Here is a 271-nt window from a genome sequence, read left to right on the forward strand (position 1 = left end):
CCGCCGATCAGGCTTGGAGGCAGATAGCCCAACACTACATTGGCATCGGTCACTGTGGGATTATCCCCTCCACGGCTATAACAGGCTGGCCCCGGTTCGGAACCGGCGCTTTGCGGCCCGACGCGAAGCGCTCCCGTCAGCGGAACATGGGCAATCGATCCTCCTCCCGCTCCAACTGTCACCACTTCCAGAGAAGGGGCCTTGACTGGAAATACGCCTACTTTTGTTTCCCGGGATACCCTTGGCGTACCGTCAAACGTTAATGATACAT

The 271-nt window shown here is 57.9% G+C and carries 1 protein-coding gene; it reads right to left on the reverse strand.

What is annotated here, in order from left to right:
* Positions 1 to 271 (reverse strand): hydantoinase/oxoprolinase family protein (locus MXD62_RS08680; protein ID WP_285223999.1); only part of this gene is annotated, 271 nt, incomplete at both ends.

This window comes from Frankia sp. Mgl5 (genome assembly GCF_023242985.1).
Taxonomy (GTDB): domain Bacteria; phylum Actinomycetota; class Actinomycetes; order Frankiales; family Frankiaceae; genus Parafrankia; species Parafrankia soli.